Genomic DNA, 20316 nt, shown 5'->3' on the forward strand with positions numbered 1-20316 from the left:
CCGCCGAACTTCTTCGACAGAACGGTTGCGATTGCAGCGGTCAGGGTGGTCTTGCCGTGGTCAACGTGACCGATGGTACCGACGTTCACGTGCGGCTTGGTCCGTTCAAACTTGCCTTTTGCCATTTTAAATTTCCTTCAAAAGAACGATGTGTTCGATGTTCAATATTCAATGATTGGCTGGTGATCCAGCCGGCGATCCCTTCCACACGGAAGAGACCGCCCTTGCTGCAACTTACTTGGCCTTGGAGGTGACGATTGCGTCGATCACGTTCTTGGGCGCTTCGGAGTAATGCTTGAATTCCATCGAGTAGGTTGCACGGCCTTGGGTAGCCGAACGCAGCGTGGTCGAGTAACCGAACATTTCCGACAGAGGCACTTCGGCCTTGATGATCTTGCCACCGCCGCCGGCGATTTCATCCATGCCTTGCACCATACCGCGGCGGGACGACAGGTCGCCCATCACGGTACCGGCGTAGTCTTCCGGGGTTTCCACTTCGACAGCCATCATCGGTTCCAGGATGACCGGGCTGGCGCGACGGCAACCATCCTTGAAGGCCATCGAGCCGGCCATGCGGAAGGCGTTTTCGTTCGAGTCCACATCGTGGTACGAACCGAAGAACAAGGTGACCTTGACGTCAACCACCGGGTAACCGGCCAGCACGCCGGTGTTCAGGGTTTCACGCACACCCTTTTCAACGGCCGGGATGAATTCGCGAGGAACGGTACCACCCTTGATGGCGTCGACGAACTCGAAGCCCTTGCCGGCTTCTTGCGGCTCGATCTTCAGCACGACGTGACCGTATTGACCACGACCACCCGACTGCTTGACGAACTTGCCTTCGGATTCTTCGCAGGTCTTGCGAATGGTTTCGCGGTAAGCCACCTGCGGCTTGCCGACGGTGGCTTCAACGTTGAATTCACGCTTCATGCGGTCAACGATGATGTCCAGGTGCAGCTCGCCCATACCAGCGATGATGGTCTGGCCCGATTCTTCGTCGGTACGCACGCGGAAGGACGGATCTTCAGCAGCCAGGCGGTTCAGGGCCAGGCCCATCTTTTCCTGGTCGGCCTTGGTCTTGGGCTCGACAGCCTGCGAGATCACCGGCTCGGGGAAGACCATGCGTTCCAGCACGACCATTGCCTTGTCGTCGCACAGGGTGTCACCGGTGGTGGTGTCCTTCAGGCCCACGACGGCGGCGATGTCACCGGCCATCATTTCCTTGATTTCTTCACGCTGGTTGGCGTGCATCTGAACGATACGGCCGATACGTTCCTTCTTCGACTTCACCGAGTTCAGCACGGTGTCGCCCGAGTTCAGGGTACCGGAGTAGCAACGGATGAAGCACAGCTGACCAACGAACGGGTCGGTTGCGATCTTGAAGGCCAGGGCGGAGAACTTCTCGTCGTCCTTGGCTTCGCGCACGACCGGCTCGTCGTCTTCGTTCAGGCCCGGAACCGGGGGGATGTCCACCGGCGACGGCAGGTACTCGATCACGCCGTCCAGCATGGCTTGCACGCCCTTGTTCTTGAAGGCGGTGCCGCACATCATCGGGACGATTTCGCCGGAGATGGTGCGTTGACGGATGGCGCCCTTGATTTCGGCTTCGGTCAGGTCGCCTTCTTCCAGGTACTTGTTCATCAGGTCTTCCGATGCTTCAGCAGCGGTTTCGACCAGGTTTTCGCGCCATTTCTGAGCGTCAGCCTTCAGATGCTCGGGGATGTCGCGGTAGTCGAACTTCATGCCCTGGGAAGCGTCGTCCCAGTAGATCGCGCGCATCTTGACCAGGTCGATCACGCCTTCGAAGTTTTCTTCGGCACCGATAGGCACTTGCATCGGGATCGGGTTGGCCTTCAGGCGGGCGCGCATCTGGTCGTAGACCTTGAAGAAGTTGGCACCGGTACGGTCCATCTTGTTGACGAAGGCCAGACGCGGGACCTTGTACTTGTTGGCCTGACGCCACACGGTTTCCGACTGGGGCTGCACGCCGCCGACTGCGCAGTAGACCATGCAGGCGCCGTCGAGCACGCGCATCGAGCGTTCGACTTCGATGGTGAAGTCAACGTGACCCGGGGTGTCGATGATGTTGATGTGGTGGGCCGGGAAATTGTTCGCCATGCCCTTCCAGTAACAGGTGGTCGCAGCGGAGGTGATGGTGATACCACGCTCTTGTTCCTGCTCCATCCAGTCCATGGTGGCGGCGCCGTCGTGCACTTCACCGATCTTGTGGTTCACACCGGTGTAAAACAGCACGCGCTCGGTCGTGGTGGTTTTGCCAGCATCGATGTGCGCGGAGATACCGATGTTGCGGTAGCGCTCAATGGGGGTCTTGCGAGCCATGATTTATTCCTAAGTCTTTAATGCACGAAACCGAGCGTCATTTTTTTCAAATAAACGCTCGGCTCGAACCAATTTAAGATGCAGACCAGGGCACTCCCGGATAGAGAGGCACTGGCCCAGTCTTTGTTAGAAGCGGAAGTGCGAGAACGCCTTGTTCGCTTCTGCCATGCGGTGCACTTCATCACGACGCTTCATGGCGCCGCCACGGCCTTCGGCGGCTTCCATCAGTTCACCACCCAGGCGCTGCGGCATCGACTTTTCGCTGCGCTTGTTGGCGGCTTCACGCAGCCAGCGCATCGACAGGGCCATACGGCGCACCGGACGCACTTCAACGGGCACCTGGTAGTTGGCGCCACCGACGCGGCGGGACTTCACTTCCACCATCGGCTTGCAGTTGTTCAGGGCTGCGGAGAACACTTCCAGCGGGTCCTTGCCCGACTTGGTCTGGATGTAGTCGAAGGCACCGTAGATGATGTTTTCAGCGACGGACTTCTTGCCCGACAGCATCAGCACGTTCACAAACTTGGCGACTTCAACGTTGCCGAACTTCGGATCCGGCAGAATTTCCCGCTTGGGGACTTCACGACGACGTGGCATTTCGATTCCTTTCAATCTTCAGTTGAGTGGGCGAACCCTGCTTCAACTTCGCCTGCACTCGCGGAGAGCCATCATGGCTTCCACTTACTCGGCCCGACCTGGACCGACTCTGAGTCTGTTCACACGACGCAGTGCGTCATGATAAACACCAATTATTACTTCTTCGCTGCCTTGGCGCGCTTGGCACCGTACTTCGAGCGAGCTTGCTTACGATCCTTGACGCCCTGGGTATCCAGTGCACCGCGAACCATGTGGTAACGCACACCCGGCAAGTCCTTCACACGGCCGCCGCGGATCAGCACGACGCTGTGTTCTTGCAGGTTGTGGCCTTCACCGCCGATGTACGAAATGACTTCGAAACCGTTGGTCAGACGCACCTTGGCCACCTTACGCAGCGCCGAGTTCGGCTTCTTCGGAGTGGTGGTGTAGACGCGGGTGCAAACACCGCGCTTCTGCGGGCTGTTTTCCAGCGCCGGCGATTTGCTCTTCACGATCGCGCGGATACGTGGTTTGCTAATCAGTTGATTGATGGTTGGCATCGTTTTAATCCAACAAAGTACAACATTGAAAACAGGTTCCGGAATCGGTTGCCCGGAACCACACAGGAAACTCTTGCGCGAAGACTACGCGCGTATCGGATTTAAGACCGGAAGGGAGATCAGCGTCGCAGAAGCGATGATTCAGACCAAAGAACGCATAAGCCCGGGAGAGCCTAAATTCGAGAACTCGCGAGTATATGCCTGAAATACCAGCGGGTCAACCGGGAGCGGCCTTTGGCGCGGATTTCAGGCCGTCTATGGCCATTTCACCACGGTTTTACAGTAGCAAAACGGCAATGTTTTCCAGCTTGCAATAGAGGCTGTGATCAGGTGCGGGGCAAGTCTGCCACCATGCGGCGCCATTGTTCGGTTTCTGGCTGGCCGCGGTCCCGGCGCGAGAAGAAATTGACCAGCTGGCGTCCGGCTGCATCGTAGAACTCCACCGAGGTGACGATGCCATGGTCGGTAGGCCGACGTACCACCCAACCATGATGAATCGCGCCGCTGCGCACATGCAGCTCGAAGTCGGCAGCCGATGCGTTGTACCACTCCCCCTTGATCGCAGTCTGGTCGATGAGGCCACTGTAGATCTGCGTCATGCCACCATTGCTGACGAACACCATGATCGGCTGATGCCGCGACCTGGCATCCTCGATGAGCAGCTGCAGGGCCTGCGGTCCGATGCGCCAGGCGGATTGACTACCGATCAGCTCCAGCGCCTGTTCGCGGCTCAGCTTCAGTTCCCGCAACAGGCGCGGGAACTGGTGTACGTCGGTCAGTTCCTGCCACGACTGGCGCAGTTCAGCGATATCGGCCGAGGAGGGGTTGCCACGCACAGAGGGGGCAGACGTCGGCAAGGGCTCCACCTGCAGCGCGGCCCGCTGGTCGGGCGAGCGGAACTGGCCGACCAGCCGCTCGAAGTCAGCGACATGCTGGTCATTGTCGAGATAGATTTTGTGTACCGCCTGCCCATGGCGATCGAAGAACTGCAGGCTGCGGCTGGTCTTGCCGTCCCGCCCTGGCTGGACCACGGCGAACGCGCTGCCCCACTGCGCAGCGCCGAAGCGCAGGTCGATGGCGCCGCCGGCCAGGCCGGTGCCCGGCACCGCCCTGCCCTGCTCGTCGCGGCGTATCGGCGCCACCTCACCAGCACGTTCCAGCACCACATCGTCATTGCGGGTGATGGCCTTGATGCGCCCCAGTTCGGGGAGATGCTCGTAGAGCGCCTGGATTTCCTTGGCATCGGCCCCCAGCCGCGTGGCCTGCCAGGTGGTGCCGGCCGCCAGCAGTTGGGCTTCGGACACCCCCAGCTGGCGGGCCGCATCGCGCGGATGCAGCTTGGGCTGCGCCTGGTGCAGTTGGGACCAGCGTTGGGCCAGCGTGGGCGCCGTGTTGGCACAGCCGGCTGCGGCCAGCGTCGCTGCCAGCAGCAAGCCCAAAGTATGCAGACGGGTGGTTTGCTTAGGTCGGTTCATGGAAATTCCTTTCATACGTGCGGATGAATCAGTATTCGATCTTCAGGCTGACGTTGAAGCTGCGGCCGGGCTCGGTGTAGGCATCCTTGTTGACTGCGCTGTCAGCCAGCGACAGCCCCCGGATGTCGGTCCAGCTCCAGTACTTGCGATCGAACAGATTGCGGATGCCGGCGATGACGGTCATGTTGCGGGTGAGGTGATAGCCGCCCGACAGATCCATCACGAAGAAGGAAGGCGAGACGAAGTTGGTAGCCGTCGGAATATCTTCCTTCTTCTTGGCCGCGTTGTAGACCAGGTCGCTCTGTACGAACCACTGCTGGGGACGCTCATAGCGCAAGCCCGTCACCACCGACAGCGGGGCCACGGATTCCAGTCCCTGCTCGACGCCATTGGCAGTGGTGGTTCCCTTGGTCCATGCGAACCCGCCCTTGACCGTGAAGCCATTGTCGAGCGCGTAATCGATCCGCCCTTCCAGCCCGTGGATCTCGGCCTTGGCTGCATTGCGGTACTGGAAGATGGTCGGGTTGGCCACCGTGAGGTTGCCGCGTACGGTCACCAGATCGATGAAGTTGCGGTAATTGCCCTTGTACGCCGCCGCGCTGTAGCGCAGCGCTCCGGGCCCGGCCGCCAGCTTGCCGCGCAGGCCGACTTCGACCGTGTTGCTGGTCTCCGGTTTCAGATCGGGATTGGATATCTGGCGATAGACGGTGTTGTTGAAGAAGGAATTGATCTCCTGCGGCGAGGGCGAACGGAAGCCGCGCGCATATTGGATGTAGGGGATGAAAGCCGGCGTGACTTCATAGAGGAAAGCCAGGCGAGGCGAGAAGGCACTGTCGCGGCTGCTCACTGCGGGCTGTCCGTTGGCGATGGCCTGGGCATCGTACTTGGCGCTGGCCTTGGGCTTGAGTTCATAGCTGTCCAGCCGCAGGCCGGCGATAGTGGTCAGCCCGCCGGTGCGCATCTCATCCTGCACATAGGCCCCGAGCTGGGTGCTCTCGGTCTTGGGGAAGTATTGGCAATACTGCGTGCCGGTACAACTGGTCCAGCCGGTGCCGTCGGCACTGGTCTGCAAGGTGGACAGGCTCAGGTCCAACCCATAGACCAACTTGTGCCGCCAGCGGTCGGAGCCGAAGTTGCTCTCGGCCAGCAGGCTGCCGCTGATCATCTGGTCGCTGTAGGAAACTGCACGGAAACGGGGCCGCACGATCGTCGTCGTGCTGGTCCCCGCTTCATTGGTGAACTGGTCAGTGTCGGCATTGCGATAAGTGAGGCTGGCCTTGAATTTCTGTATCCACGGCTGATCCGCATCATTACGTTCGTAGACCAGCGTGGCGCGCTGTCCGGTGGACTTGCTGCTCGTACTGTAGGCGGTCACGCCGTTGCCGATCGCGGAGAGACTGTCGCCGCTCTCGCGCTCTTCGGTGGCCTGCAGGGTGAGCTTGAAGGTGTCGATGCCATTGGGCTTGAAGACCAGCTTGCCCAGCGCCGAGCGATTGGTGTAGCTCATCGGGTCAGGCGTGGTGCGGGCACTGCCGCGCACATCATTGGTCCCCTTGTTGTCGCTCTCGTTGCCGTGGCGCGCATTGAGGATCAACATGCCCTGCCACTGCTCGTTGCCCCAGGCCGCGCTGGCGGTCGCGCCAAAGCTCTTGTCGGCCGAGTCGTAGGAAGGCTTGAAGGAGAAATAGCTGGACTTGCCATAAACGTCCAGCAAGTCAGATGGGTCCTTGGTGATGAAGTTGACCGCGCCGGTGAGGCCATCGCTGCCGTAGAGCGAAGAGGCCGGCCCGCGCAGCACTTCGATGCGGCGATACAGTTCGGTATCAGTGGTTGCGCCACGCCCCACGCTGGCGACGCCCTGGCTGAAAGCGCGCGGCATGACGATGCCATCCTCCAGCAGCAGCACACGATTGCCATCAAGGCCTCGGATCGTGATGCCCTCATTGCCGCCACGCCCGGTGGTGGCAGTCGCCCCCGTGATGCCGGACATGCGATACACCGAGCGCCGTACCTCCACGCCCGGCTCATAGCGCAAGGCATCTTTGATGTCCTTGGCATTGTGCTCCTCGATCTCCTCAGAGGTGATGACGGAGACGGTAGCGGCCGCGTGATCGAGGTCACTGCTGCCGGAGCGATTGGCCGTCACCACCACGTCCTGCAGTTTCTTGCCGCTGGCTTGCGCCAAGGTGATGGACTCACTCGTGGGCACGCGAGCGGGACTGGCTTGGGTATTGGAATCGGCCGATTGCGCAAAGGCACTCGCACACAGCCACTGCTGCAGCGCCAGGAACACGGCCGCTGCACACTTCGATTTGCTTGGAAACACTGGTAACCACCCCTTGGCCTGGTTCGGTTACTAGCGCTGGCTGGCTACCTCTTGGATAAAAACGGCCTGCGGGCGCAGGCCGTCATCAATATGAAGTTTGATTCCACGCGACGGGAATCAGATGAGAATCATTATTATCTAGAGATAATAAAAGATTCACTCATCCTTGGCAATGCCTCAAGCAGCAAGGCCTACCGCCAGTAGGGATATGAAGGTAGTGATACCCGACAAATACCCCCCATGAACGAAAAAACGGCACCGGAATTGCTTCCGGTGCCGTTCTCTCTTGCAGCTTGTTGTCTTGCCAGGGCGGCCGGTCCAGCTGGCCGCCCCTTGATGCCTTGCCAGCGATGCTTACGCTTCGCCTTCGACACCACCGAAGGATTCGGCCGAGGAGACTTCCTCGTCGCCGAACTCGGAGCGGGAGGCACGTTCGGCTTCGAGCAGTGCTGCGCGCTCTTCGGCTTCCCATGCATCCTTTTCCCTGCGGGCGCGGTGGAAGGCCAGGCCGGTACCCGCCGGGATCAGGCGGCCGACGATGACGTTTTCCTTCAGACCGCGCAGGCCGTCCTTCTTGCCCATGATCGCGGCTTCGGTCAGCACGCGGGTGGTTTCCTGGAACGATGCGGCCGAGATGAAGGAGTCGGTCGACAGCGATGCCTTGGTAATACCCAGCAGCACGTTTTCGTAGGTCGCCGGGATCTTGCCTTCGGCGTTCACGCGGTCGTTTTCGTCCAGCAGCTCGGAGCGCTCGACCTGCTCACCGGTGATGTAATTGGTGTCGCCCGGCTCCACCACTTGCACGCGGCGCAGCATCTGGCGCACGATCACTTCGATGTGCTTGTCGTTGATCTTCACGCCCTGCAGACGGTATACGTCCTGCACTTCGTCGACGATGTAGCGGGCCAGCGCTTCGATACCCAGCAGACGCAGGATGTCCTGCGGGTCGGCCGGACCGTCCACGATCATTTCGCCCTTGTTCACCACCTGGCCATCGTGCACCAGCACCTGCTTGTCCTTGGTGATCAGGAACTCGTGCTTGGTGCCTTCCATGTCGGTGATTTCCAGACGCTGCTTGCCCTTGGTTTCCTTGCCGAAAGCAACGGTACCAGTGACTTCGGCCAGCATGCCGGCATCCTTGGGCGAACGTGCTTCGAACAGTTCGGCCACGCGCGGCAGACCACCGGTAATGTCACGGGTCTTCTGCGATTCGGTCGGGATACGGGCCAGCACTTCACCCACATGCACCTGCTGACCGTCCTTGACGGTGATCAGTGCGCCGACCTGGAAGCCGATGGTCACCGAGTGTTCGGTGCCGGCGATCTTCACTTCTTCGCCCTGTTCGTTCAACAGCTTGACCTGCGGACGCATGACCTTGGAGGACGGACCACGACGCTTCGCATCGATGACCACCAGGGTCGACAGACCGGTGACTTCGTCGATCTGCTTGGCCACGGTGGAGCCTTCTTCCACGTTCTCGAACTTCACGGTACCGGAGTACTCGGTGATGATAGGACGGGTCAGCGGATCCCAGGTCGCCAGTGCGGTACCAGCCTTGATGGTCATGCCATCCTTGACGATCAGGGTGGCGCCGTACGGCACTTTGTGACGCTCGCGCTCACGACCCAGGTCGTCGGTAATCAACACTTCGCCGGAACGGGAAATGACGATCTGTTCACCCTTGCCATTGGTCACGTAACGCATCGTGGCGGTGAAGCGCACGGTACCGTTGGACTTGGCTTCCACCGAGGAGGCCACCGCTGCACGCGATGCCGCACCACCGATGTGGAAGGTACGCATGGTCAGCTGGGTACCCGGCTCACCGATGGACTGCGCTGCCACCACGCCGACGGCTTCGCCGGAGTTGACCAGCAGGCCACGGCCCAGGTCGCGCCCGTAGCACTTGGCGCACAGACCATAACGGGTATCGCAGGTCAGCGGGGTGCGGACCTTGACTTCGTCGATGCCCATGCGTTCGATCTCTTCGACCTTGTCTTCATCCAGCAGGGTGCCGGCTTCGAACAGGGTGGCTTGATCTTCCGGATTGACGATGTCGGTCGCAGCCACGCGGCCCAGGATACGGTCGCGCAGGGCTTCGATGACTTCACCGCCTTCGACCAGCGCCTTCATGGCCGAACCGTTGGAGGTGCCGCAATCGTCTTCGATCACGACCAGATCCTGGGTCACGTCCACCAGACGACGGGTCAGGTAACCGGAGTTGGCGGTCTTCAGCGCGGTGTCGGCCAGACCCTTACGGGCGCCGTGCGTCGAGATGAAGTACTGCAACACGTTCAGGCCTTCGCGGAAGTTCGCGGTAATCGGCGTCTCGATGATGGAGCCGTCAGGCTTGGCCATCAGGCCGCGCATACCAGCCAGCTGGCGGATCTGGGCGGCCGAACCACGGGCGCCGGAGTCGGCCATCATGTAAATCGCGTTGAACGATTCCTGGGTGGTCTTCTTGCCTTCGCGCGTGACGACGTCTTCCACCTTCAGCTGGTCCATCATGGCCTTGCCGACTTCGTCACCGGCCTTGCCCCAGATGTCCACGACCTTGTTGTAGCGCTCGCCCGCGGTCACCAGACCGGAGGAGTACTGCTGCTCGATCTGCTTGACTTCGGACTCGGCAGCGGCGATCAGGGTGGCCTTTTGCGGCGGCACCAGCATGTCGTCCACGCAGATCGAGATACCGGCGCGGGTCGCCAGGCGGAAGCCCGACTGCATCAGCTGGTCGGCAAACACGACGGTGGCACGCAGACCGCACTTGCGGAAGGACGTGTTGATCAGCTTGGAGATTTCCTTCTTCTTCAGCGCGCGGTTCAGCACCGAGAACGGCAGGCCCTTGGGCAGGATCTCGGAGAGGATGGCGCGGCCGATGGTGGTCTCGTAGCGCTTGACGGTACGCACGAATTCGCCGGTGACCGGGTCCTTCGGATGTTCGACGATACGCACCGTGATACGGGTCGCCAGCTCGACTTCCTTGTTGTCGTAGGCGCGGATCACTTCCGAGACGTCCTGGAACATCATGCCTTCGTTCTTGCCGTTGATGGCTTCACGGGTGGCATAGTACAGACCCAGCACGATATCCTGGGACGGCACGATGGACGGTTCGCCGTTGGACGGGAACAGGATGTTGTTGGAGGCCAGCATCAGGGTGCGGGCTTCCATCTGCGCTTCGATCGACAGCGGAACGTGGACGGCCATCTGGTCGCCGTCGAAGTCGGCGTTGAACGCCGCGCAGACCAGCGGGTGCAGCTGGATCGCCTTGCCTTCGATCAGGACCGGCTCGAACGCCTGGATGCCCAGACGGTGCAGGGTCGGCGCGCGGTTCAGCATGACCGGGTGTTCGCGGATGACTTCTTCCAGGATGTCCCAGACCACCGGTTCCTGTGCTTCCACCAGCTTCTTGGCAGCCTTGATGGTGGTCGACAGACCCATCAGTTCCAGCTTGTTGAAGATGAAGGGCTTGAACAGTTCCAGGGCCATCAGCTTGGGCAGGCCGCACTGGTGCAGCTTCAGCTGCGGACCCACCACGATGACCGAACGGCCCGAGTAGTCCACGCGCTTGCCCAGCAGGTTCTGACGGAAACGACCGCCCTTGCCCTTGATCATTTCGGCCAGCGACTTCAGCGGGCGCTTGTTGGCGCCGGTCATGGCCTTGCCGCGACGACCGTTGTCCAGCAGCGAGTCAACCGCTTCCTGCAGCATGCGCTTTTCGTTGCGCGTGATGATTTCAGGCGCGCGCAGTTCCATCAGGCGCTTCAGACGGTTGTTGCGGTTGATGACGCGGCGGTACAGGTCGTTCAGGTCGGAGGTCGCGAAGCGGCCGCCATCCAGCGGCACCAGCGGACGCAGTTCCGGCGGCAGCACGGGCAGCACTTCCATGATCATCCACTCAGGCTTGATGCCCGAGCGCTGGAACGCCTCCAACACCTTCAGGCGCTTGGCGTACTTCTTGATCTTGGCTTCGGACTTGGAGTCCTTGAGTTCCTGGCGCAGGGTTTCCGCTTCGCGGTCGATGTCGATCGAGCGCAGCAGTTCGCGGATACCTTCGGCGCCCATGAAGGCGATGAAGTCGTCACCGTACTCTTCGTACTTGGCGGCGTAGTCGTCTTCGGACATGATCTGGCACTTCTTCAGCGGGGTCATGCCGGGATCGGTCACGACATAGGCTTCGAAGTACAGCACGCGCTCGATGTCGCGCAGGGTCATGTCCAGCACCATGCCCAGACGGGATGGCAGCGACTTCAGGAACCAGATGTGGGCAGTGGGGGAAGCCAGCTCGATGTGGCCCATGCGCTCACGGCGCACCTTGGCCAGGGTCACTTCCACGCCGCACTTCTCGCAGATCACGCCGCGGTGCTTCAGGCGCTTGTACTTGCCGCACAGGCACTCGTAGTCCTTGATGGGGCCAAAGATCTTGGCGCAGAACAGGCCATCGCGCTCGGGCTTGAAGGTACGGTAGTTGATGGTTTCCGGCTTCTTGACTTCGCCGAAGGACCACGAGCGGATCTTGTCAGGCGAAGCCAGACCGATCTTGATCGCGTCGAATTGTTCGTTTTGCTGGACTTGCTTGAATAGATCGAGCAGTGCTTTCATGTATCACTCCAGGTTGGCGTGAAAAAACTAAATTTACGTGTGGCCGGTTCACCCTGCTTAACCCTGTTCGCATCGGCGGGAGAGCCAACGAAAGCGCTGTTTCGTGGTGCCGCTCGATACCGGGACAGACCTCCCCAGCTTACTGCCGTACTTCTCTTGAATCTCGTGATTCGCTGATACTGAATTCTCGCTTCGCCGGAAAGACCGGCGGGGTGCGCGGCCTGCGCCGCGCACCCCTTTACATCATTCGCGTTCCAGGTCGATGTCGATACCCAGCGAGCGGATTTCCTTCACCAACACGTTGAAGGATTCCGGCATGCCGGCGTCGATCACGTGATCGCCCTTGACCAGGTTCTCGTAGACCTTGGTACGGCCGTTCACGTCGTCGGACTTGACGGTCAGCATTTCCTGCAGGACGTAGGAGGCGCCATAGGCTTCCAGTGCCCACACTTCCATTTCGCCGAAACGCTGGCCGCCGAACTGTGCCTTGCCGCCCAGCGGTTGCTGGGTCACCAGCGAGTACGGGCCGGTGGAACGTGCGTGCATCTTGTCGTCGACCAGGTGGTGCAGCTTCAGGTAGTGCATGTAGCCCACCGTCACGGTACGCTCGAAGGCTTCACCGGTACGGCCGTCATACATGGTGACCTGGTTCTTGGACGGGGTCATGCCCAGCTGCTTGGCGATCGGATCCGGGTAGGCCAGGTCCAGCATGCGGCGGGTTTCGTCCTCGTGCGCACCGTCGAACACCGGGGTCGCGAAGGGCACGCCCTTCTTCAGGTTTTCCACCAGCTCGACGATTTCCTCGTCGCTGAACTTGTCCAGCTCTTCCTGCTTGCCGGATTCGTTGTAGATCGTGGTCAGGAACTTGCGCAGTTCGGCGATCTTGGCCTGTGCCTGCACCATTTCGCCCAGACGCAGGCCCAGGCCCTTGGCGGCCCAACCCAGGTGAACTTCCAACACCTGACCGACGTTCATACGCGAAGGCACGCCCAGCGGGTTCAGCACGATGTCGGCGGGGGTACCGTCGGCCATGTGCGGCATGTCTTCGATCGGCAGGATGCGGGAAACCACACCCTTGTTACCGTGACGACCGGCCATCTTGTCGCCAGGCTGCAGGCGACGCTTCACGGCCAGGTAGACCTTGACCATCTTCTGCACGCCCGGGGGCAGTTCGTCGCCCTGGGTCAGCTTCTTGCGCTTCTCTTCGAAGGCCAGGTCGAACTGGTGACGCTTCTCGGCGATGGATTCCTTGATGGCCTCCAGTGCGTTGGCGATGTCATCGTCGGCCGGACGGATGTCGAACCAGTGGAACTTGTCCAGATCGTCCAGGTAGGCCTTGTCCAGCTTGGTGCCCTTGACCAGCTTCTTGGGGCCGCCATTGGCGACCTTGCCGATCAGCAGGCGTTCCAGACGCTGGAAGGCATCGCCTTCCACGATACGCAGCTGGTCGTTCAGGTCCAGGCGATAGCGCTTGAGTTCATCGTCGATGATCTGCTGGGCGCGCTTGTCGCGCTGGATGCCTTCGCGGGTGAACACCTGCACGTCGATGACGGTGCCGACCATGCCCGAGGGCACGCGCAACGAGGTGTCCTTCACGTCGGACGCCTTCTCGCCGAAGATCGCGCGCAGCAGCTTCTCTTCCGGGGTCAGCTGGGTCTCGCCCTTCGGGGTGACCTTACCGACCAGGGTGTCGCCGGCCTCGACTTCAGCGCCGATGTAGACGATGCCCGATTCATCCAGACGTGCCAGCTGGTTCTCGGCCAGGTTGGAGATGTCGCGGGTGATTTCTTCAGCGCCCAGCTTGGTGTCACGGGCGACCACCGACAGTTCCTCGATGTGGATCGAGGTATAGCGGTCATCGGCCACGACCTTTTCGGAGATCAGGATCGAGTCTTCGAAGTTGTAGCCGTTCCAGGGCATGAAGGCCACCAGCATGTTCTGGCCCAGTGCCAGCTCGCCCATGTCGGTCGATGCGCCGTCTGCGATCACGTCGTGCTTGGCGACGCGGTCACCGATCTTGACGATCGGACGCTGGTTGATGTTGGTGTTCTGGTTGGAACGGGTGTATTTGATCAGGTTGTAGATGTCCACACCGACTTCGCCGGCTTGCGCCTCGTCGTCGTTGACGCGGATCACCACACGGCCTGCATCGACATAGTCCACCACACCGCCACGCAGCGCTTGCACGGTGGTACCGGAGTCAACCGCCACGGTACGCTCGATGCCGGTGCCGACCAGCGGCTTTTCCGGACGCAGGCAAGGTACGGCCTGGCGTTGCATGTTGGCGCCCATCAGTGCACGGTTCGCGTCATCGTGTTCCAGGAACGGAATCAGCGAAGCTGCCACCGACACCACCTGGCCCGGGGCCACGTCCATGTACTGCACGCGCTCGGGCGAGACCAGGATGGTTTCGCCGGCTTCACGGGCCGACACCAGTTCATCGGACAGCTTGCCTTCGCCGTCGATGGTCGCGTTCGCCTGGGCGATCACGTAACGACCTTCTTCGATGGCCGACAGGTAGTCGATCTGGTTGGTGACCTTGCTGCCCTCGACCTTGCGATACGGGGTTTCCAGGAAGCCGTATTCGTTCAGGCGGGCATACAGCGCCAGCGAGTTGATCAGGCCGATGTTCGGGCCTTCAGGCGTTTCGATCGGGCAGACGCGGCCGTAGTGGGTCGGGTGCACGTCGCGCACTTCGAAGCCGGCGCGTTCGCGGGTCAGACCGCCAGGGCCCAGGGCGGAAACGCGACGCTTGTGCGTGATTTCCGACAGCGGGTTGGTCTGGTCCATGAACTGCGACAGCTGCGAGGAACCGAAGAACTCACGGATGGCAGCCGAGATCGGCTTGGAGTTGATCAGGTCGTGCGGCATCAGGTTGTCCGCTTCGGCCTGGCCCAGGCGTTCCTTGACGGCGCGCTCCACGCGCACCAGGCCGGCACGGAACTGGTTCTCGGCCAGTTCGCCCACGCAACGCACGCGACGGTTACCCAGGTGGTCGATGTCATCGACTTCGCCACGGCCGTTACGCAGTTCGACCAGGATCTTGATGACGGCCAGGATGTCGTCATTGGACAGCGTCATGGTGCCGGTCAGCTCATCGCGACCGACGCGACGGTTGAACTTCATGCGGCCCACGGCCGACAGGTCGTAGCGGTCTTCGCTGTAGAACAGGCCGTTGAACAGGGCTTCCACGGACTCTTCGGTCGGCGGTTCGCCAGGACGCATCATGCGATAGATCGCCACGCGTGCGGCGGTCTGGTCGGCGGTGTCGTCGGTGCGCAGGGTCTGCGAGATGTAGCCGCCCTGGTCCAGGTCGTTGGTGTACAGGGTCTGGATGGCCGAGATGTTGGCTTCGCGCAGCTTGGCCAGCAGGTCTTCGGTCAGCTCGTCGTTGGCGCTGGCGACGACTTCGCCGGTGTCCGGATCGACGATGTTCTTGGCCAGGACGCGGCCCAGCAGATAGTCTTCAGGCACGGAGATGTGCTTGATGCCGGCGGCTTCGATGTCACGCACGTGCTTGGCGTTGATGCGCTTGTCCTTGGCGACCATCACCTTGCCCGACTTGTCGGTGATGTCGAAACGTGCGACTTCACCGCGCAGGCGCTCGGAGACGAACTCCATGTCCGCGCCTTCGGCGTGCAGGTTGAAGTTGTCGAAGACGAAGAAGTTCGCCAGGATCTGCTCGGAGGTCATGCCGATGGCCTTCAGCAGGATCGTCACCGGCATCTTGCGGCGGCGGTCGACGCGGAAGAACAGGATGTCCTTCGGATCGAATTCGAAGTCCAGCCAGGAGCCACGATAAGGAATGATACGGGCCGAGAAGAGCAGCTTGCCCGACGAGTGCGTCTTGCCGCGGTCGTGTTCGAAGAACACGCCCGGGGAGCGGTGCAGCTGGGACACGATCACGCGCTCGGTGCCGTTGATGACGAAGGAACCGGTGGTGGTCATCAGGGGCAGTTCGCCCATGTAGACTTCCTGTTCCTTCATTTCCTTGACGACCGGCTTGGTCGGCGATTCCTTGTCCAGGATCACCAGGCGCACCTTGGCACGCAGCGGGGACGCGAAGGTCAGGCCACGTTGTTGGCACTCTTTGACATCAAACGGCGGAGCGCCCAGCACATACGACAGGAATTCGAGACGCGCAAAACCATTGTGCGACACGATGGGGAAAATCGAGGTGAAAGCCGATTGCAGGCCTTCGTTCTTGCGTTCCGATGCGATGCGTTCGGGTTGCAGGAAATTCTGATACGACTCGATCTGAGTCGCGAGCAGGAACGGAACGTTGTGGACGTTTGCGCGTTTCGCGAAGGACTTGCGAATGCGCTTCTTCTCAGTAAATGAGTAGTGCATGGACACTCCGTGAGTGACAGGAAGGATAGAGAGTTCAAGATTCGATCAAACCGCGCGACTTGCCGGTCAAGCAGGTCCGGGTTATCGGCACTCAAATCTTCAAATGTCTACCCTAGTTTTTTGCTGCGATCGCGCTTAATATTCCCGACAACGAACACTGCGGCGCATCAATTCCACCAGCAAAAATAAGAAACGACAAAGGAGCCAAAGCCGAATCCCTTTTTCAAGGGATTCTGCACTTTGACTCCGGAGTAATGACTCGCCTTGGTAGGCAAGAGAATTACTTCAGTTCGGCCTTGGCGCCAGCTTCTTCCAGCTTCTTCTTGGCAGCTTCAGCGTCAGCCTTGGCGATGCCTTCCTTGACCGGCTTCGGTGCACCGTCAACCAGATCCTTGGCTTCCTTCAGACCCAGGCCGGTGATTTCACGGACGGCCTTGATGACGCCGACCTTGTTGGCGCCGACTTCAGCCAGCACAACGGTGAATTCGGTCTGTTCTTCAGCAGCAGCAGCGCCACCAGCAGCGCCACCAGCGGCCGGAGCAGCCATAGCGGCAGCGGAAACACCAAACTTCTCTTCGAATGCCTTGACCAGGTCATTCAGTTCCATCACGGACAGCGCGCCAACGGCTTCCAGGATGTCTTCTTTGCTAATTGCCATTTGAAACTCCTAAATTTATTTCGGTAATAACATCAGATTGGTAATGACGCGAAAGCGTCGAAACAACAGAGCGGGGCCGCCAAGGGCGGCCGTGCATCATGCGGCTTCGGCTTCCTTCTTGGCTGCCAGAGCAGCCAGAGCGCGCGCAAAGCCCGACACCGGAGCCTGCATCATGCCCAGGACCTGGGCCAGCAGAACTTCGCGAGACGGGATGTTTGCCAGCGAAGCAACAGCAGCCTTGTCCAGCTGCTTGCCTTCGTAGTTACCTGCCTTCACAACCAGCTTGTCGTTGGTCTTGGCAAAGTCCGACAGGACTTTGGCAGCGGCCACGGCATCTTCCGAGATCGAGTAGATCAGCGGACCGGTCAGTTGCGGGGCGAGGTCGGCAAACTTCGTGCCTTCGACAGCGCGACGAGCCAGCGTGTTTTTCAACACGCGCAGGTACACGCCTTGGGCACGCGCTTGTGCGCGCAGTTGCGTCAAGGAACCAACCTGGATGCCACGGTATTCGGCCACGACGATCGTTTGCGCAGTTGCAACCTTTGCGGAAACTTCGGCGACGACGGCCTTCTTGTCATTCAGATTGAGACTCAAGATCAACCTCCAAAAATAGTGCTCGGCCACCACACAGGCCACTGCCTGCTTGCCTTGCACCGGTTCGAACACGGCGTCCGACGTTTAGGAGTTCACTGCAGCATAGGGCAAAACTGAAAATGCTGCCTGAGACCACAAAACTTGCTCGGGTTCACCATCTGCGTTGGGTCAACTGAACTTTCGTACAGCCTTTTTAACTTTGGCCGGCTTGTTGCTGCCGGCTTCCGCCCAACGGTCTTTGAAGGCCTGCCGTCATTATCGAGACAACGACGACAGCCCAAAGAGATGCCCCGCTTCCGTGAGGAAACGGGGACTATATTGCTTGCTTAGGCAGCCAGGGAAGCCTGGTCCACGCGAACGCCAGCGCCCATGGTGGACGACAGAGCGATCTTGCGCAGGTACACACCCTTGCTGCTGGCCGGCTTGGCCTTGTTCAGGGCATCGATCAGGGCCAGCAGGTTGGCCTTCAGATCGGCGTCGGAGAACGACTTGCGGCCGATGGTAGCGTGGATGATGCCGGACTTGTCGGTACGGTATTGCACCTGACCAGCCTTGGCGTTCTTGACAGCGGTAGCGACGTCGGGGGTCACGGTGCCAACCTTCGGGTTAGGCATCAGGCCGCGGGGGCCCAGGATCTGGCCCAGGGTACCGACGATACGCATGGTGTCGGGCGAGGCGATGACGATGTCAAACGGCATGTCGCCGGCCTTCACGCGCTCTGCCAGGTCTTCCATGCCGACCACGTCAGCGCCAGCTGCCTTGGCAGCTTCAGCCTTGTCGCCGGATGCGAACACGGCCACGCGAACAGTCTTGCCAGTACCGGCAGGCAGCACCACCGAACCACGAACGACCTGGTCCGACTTCTTGGCGTCCACGCCCAGCTGGACGGAGACGTCGATCGATTCATTGAACTTCGCGGTTGCGAATTCCTTGATCAGGGAAACGGCGTTGTCGAACGGATAGGCCTTGGTACGATCGACCTTTTCCTTCATTGCCTTGACGCGCTTGGATACCTTAGCCATTACAGACCCTCCACCGTGATGCCCATCGAACGTGCGGAACCAGCGATGGTACGCACGGCAGCTTCCAGATCAGCAGCGGTCAGGTCCGGCTTCTTCTGGGTTGCGATCTCTTCCGCTTGCTTGCGGGTGATCGAGCCGACCTTGTCGGTATGCGGCTTGGCGGAACCCTTCTGGATACCAGCAGCCTTCTTGATCAGGATGGTCGCCGGCGGCGTCTTCATCACGAAGGTGAAGGACTTGTCCGCGAAGGCGGTGATCACGACCGGAATCGGCAGACCCGGCTCAACACCTTGGGTCTGGGCGTTGAACGCCTTGCAGAATTCCATGATGTTCAGACCGCGCTGACCCAGCGCAGGGCCGATCGGGGGGGACGGGTTTGCTTTACCAGCTGGCACTTGCAGCTTGATAAAACCAATAATCTTCTTTGCCATGACGGCTCCTTATTGATTGAGTTGTAGCGCCGATTCGTTGGCCTTGCGGCTTTCTACTTGGGCTCCTCGGATTGCTGGATTGGCAGACGATGACTTGTCCGGTGCGCTCCAGCGGGCGCTGAAAACTTGACAGGGAAAGGCGGGATTCCGGAGCGGGATCAGACTTTTTCCAGTTGGCCGAACTCGAGTTCGACCGGGGTGGCGCGACCGAAGATGGTCACCGAGACGCGCACGCGCGATTTCTCGTAGTTCACTTCTTCGACGTTGCCGTTGAAATCGGTGAACGGGCCTTCCTTGATGCGGACCATTTCGCCCACTTCGTAGAGCACCTTTGGACGGGGCTTCTCAACGCCTTCCTGCATCTGGCGGAGCAGCGAATCCACTTCGCGCTGGGGCAGCGGGGTCGGACGATTCGACTTGCCGCCGATGAAACCGGTCACTTTGGCGGTGTTCTTCACCAGGTGCCAGGTTTCGTCCGTCATTTCCATCTCGACCAGGACATAGCCCGGAAAGAAACGACGCTCGGTCACCGACTTGTGACCATTCTTCATATCAACGACTTCTTCAGTCGGCACCAGGATCTGGCCGAACTGTTCTTGCATGCCGGCGCGGTTGATGCGCTCGGTCAGCGCGCGCTGCACGCTCTTTTCCATGCCGGAATACGCATGCACCACGTACCAGCGCTTATTTCCGGCGCCTGAAACGCTTTGCGCACCAATCGGTGCGCTGTCTTGCGTGCTATCGCTCATGTTATTTCCAGCCCAAAATTACGTCGTACAACAGGAACTCGAGCAACTTGTCCGTACCCCACAGGAAGATGGCCATGACCAGCACGAAGGCGAACACCACCGCAGTGATCTGCATGGCTTCCTTGCGGGTGGGCCAGACGACTTTCTTGGTTTCGCGGACGGATTCCTTGGCGAAACCGACAAAGCCGCGGCCTTGTGCAGAGGTCCAGGCAAACGCCACAGCCACCAGCAGACCGGCGACCAGGGCGACAGCACGCACCGGAGTCGACTGATCAGACAACACAAAAAAACCGACCACGCCTGCAACCACAGCCACGATCGCCAGTGCGATCTTGATCTTGTCGTTGGAGGTGTTGACGGTTTGAACTGGCTGGCTAGACATATTTACTTTCAGTACCCTGCACCAGATTCGGTGGCAGGGGCGGAGGGCATCGAACCCCCAACCTTCGGTTTTGGAGACCGACGCTCTGCCAATTGAGCTACGCCCCTACAAAAACTCGCGATTGAGACACGAATGCCGCGATACGTTACGCACCGCGGCAAAGTGTTTTACAGCTTGATCTTAGTCGAAGATCTTGGCGACGACGCCGGCGCCGACGGTACGACCGCCTTCACGGATGGCGAAACGCAGACCTTCTT

General features: G+C 60.3%; 15 protein-coding genes and 1 tRNA gene. All 16 read right to left on the minus strand.

Annotated elements, in window-relative coordinates:
* Positions 1-125, minus strand: a 125-nt coding sequence (locus tag HWE04_RS23840) for a GTP-binding protein (RefSeq protein WP_229427325.1), incomplete at its 3' end; no start/stop codon positions are given.
* 109 nt (positions 126-234) lie between these two features.
* On the minus strand, positions 235-2340 hold the full coding sequence (gene fusA / locus HWE04_RS23845) for an elongation factor G (protein ID WP_006465488.1): 2106 nt from the start codon (positions 2338-2340) through the stop codon (positions 235-237).
* Positions 2341-2466: 126 nt separating this feature from the next.
* The gene (rpsG, locus tag HWE04_RS23850; protein WP_006465489.1) at positions 2467-2937 is read right to left on the minus strand and encodes a 30S ribosomal protein S7; all 471 of its coding nucleotides are present in this window, start codon (positions 2935-2937) and stop codon (positions 2467-2469) included.
* 155 nt (positions 2938-3092) lie between these two features.
* Positions 3093-3476: a 30S ribosomal protein S12 gene (rpsL, locus tag HWE04_RS23855; protein ID WP_241813889.1), complete on the minus strand. Its 384-nt coding sequence runs from the start codon at positions 3474-3476 to the stop codon at positions 3093-3095.
* 326 nt (positions 3477-3802) lie between these two features.
* The gene (locus tag HWE04_RS23860; protein ID WP_241813890.1) at positions 3803-4951 is read right to left on the minus strand and encodes a hemin-degrading factor; all 1149 of its coding nucleotides are present in this window, start codon (positions 4949-4951) and stop codon (positions 3803-3805) included.
* Positions 4952-4979: 28 nt separating this feature from the next.
* Complete coding sequence (locus tag HWE04_RS23865; protein WP_241813891.1) at positions 4980-7277, minus strand: TonB-dependent hemoglobin/transferrin/lactoferrin family receptor; 2298 nt, start codon at positions 7275-7277, stop codon at positions 4980-4982.
* 354 nt (positions 7278-7631) lie between these two features.
* A complete protein-coding gene (rpoC, locus tag HWE04_RS23870; RefSeq protein ID WP_241813892.1) occupies positions 7632-11873 on the minus strand; it encodes a DNA-directed RNA polymerase subunit beta' in 4242 nt (1413 codons plus the stop codon).
* Positions 11874-12116: 243 nt separating this feature from the next.
* Positions 12117-16223, minus strand: coding sequence for a DNA-directed RNA polymerase subunit beta (gene rpoB, locus HWE04_RS23875; RefSeq protein ID WP_006465494.1), 4107 nt, complete (start codon positions 16221-16223; stop codon positions 12117-12119).
* A gap of 280 nt (positions 16224-16503) precedes the next feature.
* Positions 16504-16881, minus strand: coding sequence for a 50S ribosomal protein L7/L12 (rplL, locus tag HWE04_RS23880; RefSeq protein WP_006465495.1), 378 nt, complete (start codon positions 16879-16881; stop codon positions 16504-16506).
* Positions 16882-16977: 96 nt separating this feature from the next.
* Positions 16978-17475 (minus strand): 50S ribosomal protein L10, encoded by a 498-nt coding sequence (gene rplJ / locus HWE04_RS23885; protein ID WP_006465496.1) that lies wholly within the window; start codon positions 17473-17475, stop codon positions 16978-16980.
* Between the two features lie 326 nt (positions 17476-17801).
* Complete coding sequence (gene rplA, locus HWE04_RS23890; RefSeq protein WP_006465497.1) at positions 17802-18497, minus strand: 50S ribosomal protein L1; 696 nt, start codon at positions 18495-18497, stop codon at positions 17802-17804.
* Positions 18497-18928, minus strand: a complete 432-nt coding sequence (rplK, locus tag HWE04_RS23895; RefSeq protein WP_006465498.1) for a 50S ribosomal protein L11 — start codon at positions 18926-18928, stop codon at positions 18497-18499. Before rplK ends, rplA begins: the two co-directional genes overlap by 1 nt.
* A gap of 158 nt (positions 18929-19086) precedes the next feature.
* Positions 19087-19677 (minus strand): transcription termination/antitermination protein NusG, encoded by a 591-nt coding sequence (nusG, locus tag HWE04_RS23900; RefSeq protein WP_006465499.1) that lies wholly within the window; start codon positions 19675-19677, stop codon positions 19087-19089.
* Between the two features lies 1 nt (position 19678).
* Positions 19679-20059, minus strand: a complete 381-nt coding sequence (secE, locus tag HWE04_RS23905; RefSeq protein WP_006465500.1) for a preprotein translocase subunit SecE — start codon at positions 20057-20059, stop codon at positions 19679-19681.
* Positions 20060-20090: 31 nt separating this feature from the next.
* Positions 20091-20166: transfer RNA gene (locus HWE04_RS23910), tRNA-Trp, on the minus strand.
* 73 nt (positions 20167-20239) lie between these two features.
* Positions 20240-20316, minus strand: a 77-nt coding sequence (locus HWE04_RS23915) for an EF-Tu C-terminal domain-related protein (protein WP_446557682.1), incomplete at its 5' end; no start/stop codon positions are given.

This window comes from Herbaspirillum sp. C7C2 (assembly GCF_022627865.1).
Lineage (GTDB): Bacteria > Pseudomonadota > Gammaproteobacteria > Burkholderiales > Burkholderiaceae_D > Herbaspirillum > Herbaspirillum frisingense.